The sequence below is a fragment of the Streptomyces sp. BF23-19 genome (assembly GCF_041106355.1).
GTDB lineage: Bacteria > Actinomycetota > Actinomycetes > Streptomycetales > Streptomycetaceae > Streptomyces > Streptomyces virginiae_A.
This window is the reverse complement of sequence record NZ_JBGBPT010000032.1, coordinates 60,860-69,536: the sequence shown is the minus strand read 5'-3', so window position 1 is coordinate 69,536 and position 8,677 is coordinate 60,860. Positions and strand designations below refer to the sequence as shown.

Sequence of the window (8,677 nt, the reverse complement as noted above, 5' to 3'; positions counted from 1 at the left end):
AAGGGGGCGCCCCCGGCCGGGGGCGCCCCCTTCGTCGTCCAGCGGGCCCGCAGGGCTAGCGGCGGGCCTGGAGGAGGTCCTCCAGCTGCTCCTCGCGGGCCTGGGCGGCCACGAAGAGTAGTTCGTCGCCCGGCTCCAGGGTCTCCTCCCCGTGCGGGGTGAGGACCCGGTTGCCCCGGATGATCGTGACCAGCGAGGTGTCCTCGGGCCAGGAGATGTCGCCGATCTGGGTGCCCGCGACCGAGGAGTCAGCCGGCAGGGTCAGCTCGACGAGGTTGGCGTCGCCGTGGCTGAAGCGCAGCAGCCGTACCAGGTCGCCGACGCTCACGGCCTCCTCGACCAGCGCCGACATCAGGCGCGGCGTGGAGACGGCGACGTCGACGCCCCAGGACTCGTTGAAGAGCCACTCGTTCTTCGGGTTGTTGACGCGGGCCACCACGCGCGGGACCCCGTACTCGGTCTTGGCGAGCAGCGAGACGACGAGGTTGACCTTGTCGTCACCGGTGGCCGCGATGACCACGTTGCAGCGCTGCAACGCGGCCTCGTCCAGCGAGGTGATCTCGCAGGCGTCGGCCAGCAGCCACTCGGCCTGCGGGACCCGCTCGACCGAGATGGCCGTCGGGGCCTTGTCGACCAGGAGCACCTCGTGACCGTTCTCCAGCAGTTCACCCGCGATGGAGCGGCCCACCGCGCCTGCACCGGCGATCGCGACCCTCATGCGTGTGCCTCCTCAGGCCCTTCGGCGAACGCCGCCTCGACCTTGTCGATCTCGTCCGTGCGCATCATCACGTGGACGAGGTCGCCCTCCTGCAGGACCGTCGCCGACGTGGGCAGCATCGCCTCGCCCAGGCGGGTGAGGAACGCCACGCGGACGCCCGTCTCCTCCTGGAGCTTGCTGACCTTGTGGCCGATCCAGGCGGGGGAGGTGTGCACCTCGGCGAGCTGCACCCCGCCGCTCGGGTCGCGCCACAGCGGCTCGGCGCCCGAGGGGAGCAGCCGGCGCAGCATCTGGTCGGCGGTCCACCGCACGGTGGCGACGGTGGGGATGCCGAGGCGCTGGTAGACCTCGGCGCGCTTGGGGTCGTAGATGCGGGCCGCGACGTTCTCGACGCCGAACATCTCGCGGGCCACGCGGGCGGCGATGATGTTGGAATTGTCACCACTGCTGACGGCGGCGAAGGCGCCCGCGTCCTCGATTCCCGCCTCCCTCAGGGTGTCCTGGTCGAAGCCGACACCGGTGACGCGGCGGCCGCCGAAGCCGGCGCCGAGTCGGCGGAATGCGGTGGGGTCCTGGTCGACGACGGCGACCGTATGCCCCTGCTGTTCCAGGGTTTGCGCGAGGGCGGAGCCCACCCTTCCGCAACCCATGATGACGATGTGCACGGCCGTCCTTCCGGCTGTCAGCGACTCGCTGGTTCCCAGCCTCATTGCATGCTCTGGTTTAACAGGGTCTCAGACCATGGCCCAAGCTACACACGGGCGGTCACCCATGGGACCTCTTGCGTCGCAGTCGTGCTGCGGGTGGGGAGGAATTGCGGCGGGATTGCGGTATGAGGGGGTGGGGGTTCGTCAGTCTGATTTCGAACGCTTACGATCCTCTGCGTGTCCAAACTGACCGACGTGCCCAAACGGATCCTGATCGGCCGGGCGCTACGCAGCGACCGCCTCGGAGAAACACTCCTTCCCAAGCGGATCGCCCTTCCCGTCTTCGCCTCCGACCCGCTGTCGTCCGTGGCATATGCCCCTGGCGAGGTCCTGCTGGTCCTGTCGATCGCGGGCGTGTCGGCGTACCACTACAGCCCCTGGATCGCGCTCGCGGTCGTCGTGCTGATGTTCACCGTCGTGGCGTCCTACCGCCAGAACGTCCACGCCTACCCGAGCGGTGGCGGCGACTACGAGGTCGCCAACACGAACCTCGGACCCAGGGCCGGCCTCACCGTGGCGAGCGCCCTGCTCGTCGATTACGTCCTGACCGTCGCCGTATCGATCTCCTCCGGGGTCGAGAATCTCGGCTCCGCGGTGCATTTCGTCATCGAGCACAAGGTGCTCTCGGCGACCGTCATGATCCTTCTGCTCACACTGATGAACCTGCGCGGTGTGAAGGAATCCGGCAAGCTCTTCGCGATCCCGACCTATGTCTTCGTCGCCGCCGTATTCGTCATGATCGGCTGGGGTGCCTGGAAGGGCATCGTCCTCGGCGAGACCCTGACGGCGCCGACCGCCGACCTCGAGATCAAACCCGAGCAACAGGGGCTGGCCGGCTTCGCGATGGTCTTCCTGCTGCTGAGGGCCTTCTCATCCGGCTGCGCGGCCCTGACCGGCGTCGAGGCCATCAGCAACGGCGTACCCGCCTTCCGCAAGCCGAAGAGCAAGAACGCCGCGTCCACCCTCGCCTACATGGGCGGCCTGGCGGTCACCATGTTCTGCGGGATCATCGGCCTGGCCATGGCCAGCGACGTGAGGATGGCCGAGAACCCCGCCGAGGACCTGCTGGCGAACGGCGTCCCGGTCGGCCCCGAGTACATCCAGAACCCGGTGATCTCGCAGGTGGCCGAGGCCGTCTTCGGAGATGGCAGCTTCCTCTTCATCCTGCTGGCCGCGGCCACCGCGCTGGTCCTCTTCCTGGCCGCGAACACCGCGTACAACGGCTTCCCGCTGCTCGGTTCGATCCTCGCGCAGGACCGCTACCTGCCGCGTCAGCTGCACACCCGGGGTGACCGGCTCGCCTTCTCCAACGGCATCGTGCTCCTCGCCGGCGCGGCCATCCTGCTCGTCTGGATCTACGACGCGGACTCGACCAAGCTGATCCAGCTCTACATCGTCGGAGTGTTCGTCTCCTTCACCCTGAGCCAGATCGGCATGGTCCGGCACTGGAACCGGCACCTGAAGACGGAGCACGACGTCGCCGCCCGCCGCCGGATGCACCGCAGCCGGGCCATCAACGCCTTCGGCGCCTTCTTCACCGGCATGGTGCTGGTCATCGTCCTCGCCACCAAGTTCACTCACGGTGCGTGGGTGGCCCTGCTCGGCATGTTGATCTTCTACGGCACGATGAGCGCGATCCGGAAGCACTACGACCGCGTCTCCGCGGAGATCGCCGCCGCCGAGGGCCCCAGCGACGACAGCGTGCGCCCCTCCCGGGTCCACTCGATCGTCCTGGTCTCCAAGGTCCACAAGCCCACGCTGCGCGCCCTGGCGTTCGCCAAGCTGACCCGCTCGGACACCCTGGAAGCGCTCAGCATCAGCGTCGACCCGGCCGAGACCAAGGCCCTGCGCGAGGAATGGGACCGGCGCGGGATCAACGTCCCGCTCAAGATCCTCGACTCGCCGTACCGCGAGATCACCCGCCCGGTGGTCGAGTACGTCAAGGGCCTGCGCAGCGAGAACCCGCGCGACGCGGTCAGCGTCTACATCCCCGAGTACGTCGTCGGCCGCTGGTACGAACACCTCCTGCACAACCAGAGCGCGCTGCGCCTCAAGGGCCGGCTGCTCTTCACCCCCGGTGTGATGGTCACCTCGGTGCCCTACCAGCTGGAGTCCTCCGAGCTCGCCAAGCGGCGGGCGAAGAAGCGCCAGGACTGGAACGCCCCGGGCGCGGTGCGCCGCGGCCCGGTGGACACCCCGCGACCCCCGAAGGCGCCCTCCTCCAAGGGCTGACCCGGCGGCAGGTTGGTGAACGGCCGGACGAGATCCACGTAAACTGGTGGGTCGGTCGTCCGGCCGTTTTCCGTTTTCGGTTTTTTGGAGTCTCCCCACCATGACGAGCGTCGAGCAGAACGAGAAGCAGTCACTGGTCGGGGAGGAGTACGAGGTCGAGGTCGGCCCCGTTGCGCACGGCGGGCACTGCATCGCCCGGACCGAGGACGGCCGCGTCCTCTTCGTCCGCCACACCCTGCCCGGCGAGAAGATCGTCGCCAAGGTCACCGAGGGCGACGTCGACTCCCGCTACCTGCGCGCCGACGCGATCACCGTGCTCGACGCCTCCAAGGACCGCGTCGCGGCCCCCTGCCCGTACGCCGGCCCCGGCAAGTGCGGCGGCTGCGACTGGCAGCACGCCAAGCCCGGCGCCCAGCGCCGGCTCAAGGGCGAGGTCGTCGCCGAGCAGCTGAAGCGGCTCGCCGGGCTCACCCCGGAGGAAGCCGGCTGGGACGGCACCGTGATGCCCGCCGAGGGCGACAAGCTGCCGGCCGGGCAGGTGCCGCAGTGGCGCACCCGCGTGCAGTTCGCCATCGACGAGGACGGCAACGCGGGCCTGCGCAAGCACCGCTCGCACGACATCGAACTGATCGACCACTGCATGATCGCCGCCCCGGGTGTCTCGGAGCTCGGCATCGAGCAGCAGGACTGGCCGCAGATGGCCACGGTCGAGGCGATCGCGGCGACCGGCTCGCAGGACCGCCAGGTCGTCCTGACCCCCCGCCCCGGCGCCCGCCTCCCCCTGGTGGAGCTGGACAAGCCGGTCTCCGTCCTGCGCGTGGAGGAGAAGGACGGCGGGGTCCACCGCGTCCACGGCCGCCCCTTCGTACGGGAGCGCGCGGACGGCCGTACGTACCGCGTGGGCATGGGCGGCTTCTGGCAGGTCCACCCGCAGGCCGCCGACACCCTGATCAAGGCCGTCATGCAGGGCCTGATGCCGCGCAAGGGCGAGATGGCCCTCGACCTCTACTGCGGCGTCGGCATCTTCGCGGGCGCACTCGCGGAACGCCTGGGCGAGACGGGCGCGGTGCTCGGCATCGAGTCGACGAAGCGCGCGGTGGAGGACGCCCGCCACAACCTGGCGGACTTCCCGCGGGTCCGCATCGAGCAGGGCAAGGTCGAGCAGATCCTCCCGAAGACCGGCATCACGGAATGCGACCTGGTCGTCCTGGACCCCCCGCGCGCGGGCGCGGGCAAGCAGACGGTCCGCCACATCACGGGCCTCTCGGCGCGCCGCATCGCGTACGTGGCCTGCGACCCGGCGGCCCTGGCCCGCGACCTCGGCTACTTCAAGGAGAACGGCTACAAGGTCCGCACCCTCCGCGTCTTCGACCTCTTCCCGATGACCCACCACGTGGAGTGCGTGGCGATCCTGGAGCCGATTAACAAGGGCGCCTGACCCGCTGTTTCTTCGAGTCTGCGGCCCGTGCGTCATCTGACGCACGGGCCGCACTTCGACGTGTGGACCGCGGTCCCGTTCGGGGGACGGCCGTGGCCTTGGCCGTCCGGCGGGGCGGTCAGGGGCAGGGTGTGTGGTCGTCGGGGGCGTCGGTGCCGCATGCGTCCTGGAGTTGCTTGAGGTAGGTCAGGCCCGTCATGACCTCGTCCGTCGGCAGTCCGAAGTCGATGAGGCACGCGATCTCGTCCACGCCCAGTTCCGCGAGGCGCGCCACGACCTGCTCGCCCTTGGCGACCGAGCCGAGCAGGCCGACGTTGTCGAAGTAGTGCTCGAAGGCCCGCTCCACGAGCATGTCGATCTCGTCCGGCTCCAGGTCTCCGGTGCTGAGGTCCGACGCCAGGATGAGTCCGAGTGAGCTGCGCATGTAGTCGCTCAGCGACGGCCGGACCAGCTCTCGGACGCTGTCGGTGTCCTCGCCGAGGTACGTGTGCACCATCACCACGACGTGGCCCGGCCAACCGGCGTCGGCCGCGGCCTTCCGGTACTCGGAGATCTTGTGCGCCAGCTGTTCGGGAGTCTGGCCGAGCAGATGGGTGAGGAGTCCGGCTCCGATGCGGCCGGCGCTCCGGAAGGTCTCGACGTCGCCGACACTGGCGACCCAGATCGGCAGGTCGGCCTGGACCGGCGGCGGGAACGAGCGCACCTTCACCTGGCTGCCCGCGCCGTCGGTGACCTCGATCGACTCGCCGCGCCACAGGGCGCGCACCTGCTCGATCCGCTCGTACATCTCCGTCCGGCGGTTCGTGAAGGCGGCCGGGTTCAGGGCGAAGTCGACGGCGTGCCAGCCGGAGGCGAAGGACACCCCGACCCGGCCCCGGGAGATGTTGTCCACCACGGACCACTCCTCGGCGATCCGCAGCGGGTGATGCAGCGGTGCCACGACGCTGCCCGCCCGGATCTTGACACGATCCGTCGTCGCGGCGATCGCCGCACTGGTCACCGAGGGGTTCGGATAGGTCCCACCGAAGGGGTGGAAATGGCGTTCCGGGGTCCACACCGCCGCAAAGCCGTTCTCGTCGGCGAAGCGGGCGCCTTCGAGCAACAACCGGTACCGGTCGGACTCGGCGCCTCCGCTGTCGTTGGCGAAATAGAAGAGGCTGAGATCCATCGTGTGTTCTCCCCAGCGGAGTGCGGGTTCGGAGTCGGGGGTGTGTGGCGAACATCGGTCAATAAATGCGCCCGTTGCTGATTCATAGCACCCGCGTTCTTCACGGCCGCACCCACCGCGGACCGCGAGGGAAAACGGCCGACGGAGAGTTGTCTCGCCGGCGAGACAAGCGCCACGATGAACCCGTCCTTCGGGAAATCAGGTTTCGTTCACACAGGAGAGCCGTGGCCAATCCGTTCGAAGACGAGGAAGCCGTTCATCTGGTCCTGGTCAACGGCGAGGAGCAGTACTCGCTGTGGCCGGCGTCCCAGGCCGTGCCCGCCGGCTGGGCGGTCGCGCACGACGCGGACACACGGACGAACTGTCTTGAATACGTGTCCGCGCACTGGTCGGACATGCGTCCCGCCGGCCTGCGAGAGGTGGTCAGATGACGGTCGACAGCGAGTTCCGCAACCCCATGGACGAGCTGGTGGTGGGCAAGGTACGGGAGCTTCTGGGGAAGCCGGACATCGGCATCGCCGACGACTTCCTGGCGGTGGGCGGCAACTCCATCATCGCCGTCCGCCTCGGCCAGGCCCTCCGTCAGGAGCTCGGGATATCCCGGATCACGGGCGTCATCCTCAAGAACCCGTTGCTCAGCGACCTCAGCGACGTGCTGAGTGAACTGGTCGGCGAGGCGTCCTGACCCGGTGATCCGGTCACGGGGGTCGATTCCTCGTGCCAGGTGAGTCGCATCAGCATCAGGAGGCCGAGACGGAAAGTCTGTCTCGCCGGCAAGACATCGAGCCGATATCACCTTGTGGTGGACGGTGTCCCGGCCCATATGTTCGTGGTTCGGTGACAGCGCCCTCGATCAGCGGCGCTTCGACCTCTTCTGGAAATCGGTGTCATCCCGTTCCGGCCCGTTGGATGTCGTCGCGGGCTCACGTCGCTGAATTTTTCCAGACTTGACAGATCGGTTGGAGTTCCTTCGTGCCTGGAATGCCGTACAACAATGCTCAGGTCATGTCGGATTCGGACGGTGATCCCTCGACCGGGTTCCTGTTTCCGGGGCAGAGTTCTGAGTACGTCGGCATGGGCGTCGAGCTCCATCGCGCACACCCGTTGTTCCGTGCGGGCATCGACCGGCACGCCGATCAGTTCCGCCGACTCACCGGCGTCAATCCGCTCGACGTGTTCGCCGACCCGGCCGCCCAGACCCGGGCCGAGCTGCTCCAGCCCGCGGTCTTCCTGCTGCAGGTCGCGTTGGCGGAGTTCTGGACCTCGTGCGGGGTGCGGCCGGACGCGGTGGTCGGCCACAGCCTCGGCGAATACGCGGCCGCCTGCGTGGCGGGGGTGTTCGGCGTCGAGGAAGGGCTCGAACTCGTCAGCGCCCGCGGTCGGGCCTTCGCGTCCGTGCCCGGCGCCGGCCGGATGGTCGCCGTGGGCGGTCCTGACCCGGCGGAGCTGGAAAGCCTGGTCGCGGCACACGGCGACGCGGCGTCGGTGGCCGCGTACAACGCCCCGGAGCGGATCGTCGTCTCGGGGACCGACGGGGCGATGGGGGAGTTGGTGGCGGCGTTCGAGCGGCGGGGCTGGCTGACGATCCCGCTGGAGACCACCCACGCCTTCCACTCGACGGCGGTCGCCCCGGCCGTCCCGGCGCTGGTCGCGGCGGCGGGCCGGATCCGGCACCGGCCCCCGGCCGTGCCGCTGGCGCTGAACCTCACCGGGGGGTGGGCCGCGGACGGGGAGCTCGGCGCGGAGTACTGGGGCCGGCAGCTCACCTCGCCGGTCAGGTTCATGGGGGGAGTCCGGGCACTGATGGACGGCGGCTGCACGGTCTTCCTGGAGGTGGGGCCCGGACGGACGCTGACCACGGCCGGCCGGGCGCAGAGCGACGGGAGCGAGCTCTGGCTGGCGGGGCTGTCGCCCCGGACACCGGATTCGGAGACGGTCCTGGAGCACCTGACCCACGTGGAAGAGGCGGGGATTCCGGTCGACTGGGTGAGGTACCACGCGCCGTTCCGTGCGAGAGGGCGGACGGTCGGTGATCGGCCGGGAGCGGATCGGCCGACGCCGACGCCGTCCACCGAGCTGCCGTTCCGGATCGAGCGGGTCGTGATCCACGAATCGGCGAGCGCTGCGGGGTCCGGAGTCGCGGTGGTCCGGCACCGGGCGGGTGAGACGGCGCGAGAGGTCCTCGACGTCTCGGTCGTCGACGACGCCGGCCGGCCGGTCGTCGAGGTCTTCGGGCTCGAGCTCGGGGCGGGGACCGGTGACGAGGCGGGCGGGCCGGACCAGGTCTCGCCCGAGGAGGCGGAGCGACTGTTGGCCTCGCTCGACGCGCTGACCGAGGACCAATTGCACGCCCTCCTGCCTCTGTGGACAGGCCCAGGCGCTTCCACCCCCGTCGGATCGACCGAGGAGTGACA

At 69.4% G+C, this 8,677-nt stretch carries 8 protein-coding genes; 5 read left to right on the top strand and 3 right to left on the bottom strand.

The genetic code is table 11. The features are described 5' to 3' along the window. Positions 1-55: 55 nt before the first annotated feature. Both AB8A24_RS19620 and AB8A24_RS19615 read right to left on the bottom strand, forming a co-directional pair. The gene (locus tag AB8A24_RS19620; RefSeq protein WP_030765850.1) at positions 56-718 is read right to left on the bottom strand and encodes a TrkA family potassium uptake protein; all 663 of its coding nucleotides are present in this window, start codon (positions 716-718) and stop codon (positions 56-58) included. Further along, positions 715-1,383, bottom strand: a complete 669-nt coding sequence (locus AB8A24_RS19615; RefSeq protein WP_052871871.1) for a TrkA family potassium uptake protein — start codon at positions 1,381-1,383, stop codon at positions 715-717. The genes AB8A24_RS19620 and AB8A24_RS19615 overlap by 4 nt, the downstream gene beginning before the upstream one ends. A 219-nt stretch (positions 1,384-1,602) precedes the next feature. Between AB8A24_RS19615 and AB8A24_RS19610 the strand changes: the two genes are divergently transcribed. Together AB8A24_RS19610 and AB8A24_RS19605 are read left to right on the top strand one after the other, a co-directional pair. Then, on the top strand, positions 1,603-3,657 hold the full coding sequence (locus AB8A24_RS19610; RefSeq protein WP_328961310.1) for an APC family permease: 2,055 nt from the start codon (positions 1,603-1,605) through the stop codon (positions 3,655-3,657). 100 nt (positions 3,658-3,757) lie between these two features. Further along, positions 3,758-5,095, top strand: a complete 1,338-nt coding sequence (locus AB8A24_RS19605; protein WP_369476873.1) for a class I SAM-dependent RNA methyltransferase — start codon at positions 3,758-3,760, stop codon at positions 5,093-5,095. 118 nt (positions 5,096-5,213) lie between these two features. Here the strand turns inward: AB8A24_RS19605 and AB8A24_RS19600 are convergent, their stop codons facing one another. Further along, on the bottom strand, positions 5,214-6,263 hold the full coding sequence (locus AB8A24_RS19600) for a MupA/Atu3671 family FMN-dependent luciferase-like monooxygenase (protein ID WP_369476871.1): 1,050 nt from the start codon (positions 6,261-6,263) through the stop codon (positions 5,214-5,216). Positions 6,264-6,487: 224 nt separating this feature from the next. Between AB8A24_RS19600 and AB8A24_RS19595 the strand changes: the two genes are divergently transcribed. The 3 genes from AB8A24_RS19595 (at position 6,488) to AB8A24_RS19585 (ending at position 8,675) form a co-directional block, all read left to right on the top strand. Further along, positions 6,488-6,694, top strand: coding sequence for an MbtH family protein (locus AB8A24_RS19595; RefSeq protein ID WP_369476870.1), 207 nt, complete (start codon positions 6,488-6,490; stop codon positions 6,692-6,694). Continuing rightward, positions 6,691-6,948, top strand: a complete 258-nt coding sequence (locus AB8A24_RS19590; RefSeq protein ID WP_369476868.1) for a phosphopantetheine-binding protein — start codon at positions 6,691-6,693, stop codon at positions 6,946-6,948. Before AB8A24_RS19595 ends, AB8A24_RS19590 begins: the two co-directional genes overlap by 4 nt. A 320-nt stretch (positions 6,949-7,268) precedes the next feature. Continuing rightward, positions 7,269-8,675, top strand: coding sequence for an acyltransferase domain-containing protein (locus AB8A24_RS19585; protein WP_369476866.1), 1,407 nt, complete (start codon positions 7,269-7,271; stop codon positions 8,673-8,675). The last annotated feature ends 2 nt before the right edge of the window (positions 8,676-8,677 follow it).

Bases quoted from the DNA above. Each gene is read 5' to 3' on its own strand.
- AB8A24_RS19600 (WP_369476871.1), bottom strand. From the start codon at position 6,263: ATGGATCTCAGCCTCTTCTATTTCGCCAACGACAGCGGAGGCGCCGAG.
- AB8A24_RS19585 (WP_369476866.1), top strand. From the start codon at position 7,269: ATGTCGGATTCGGACGGTGATCCCTCGACCGGGTTCCTGTTTCCGGGG.
- AB8A24_RS19590 (WP_369476868.1), top strand. From the start codon at position 6,691: ATGACGGTCGACAGCGAGTTCCGCAACCCCATGGACGAGCTGGTGGTG.
- AB8A24_RS19605 (WP_369476873.1), top strand. From the start codon at position 3,758: ATGACGAGCGTCGAGCAGAACGAGAAGCAGTCACTGGTCGGGGAGGAG.
- AB8A24_RS19620 (WP_030765850.1), bottom strand. From the start codon at position 718: ATGAGGGTCGCGATCGCCGGTGCAGGCGCGGTGGGCCGCTCCATCGCG.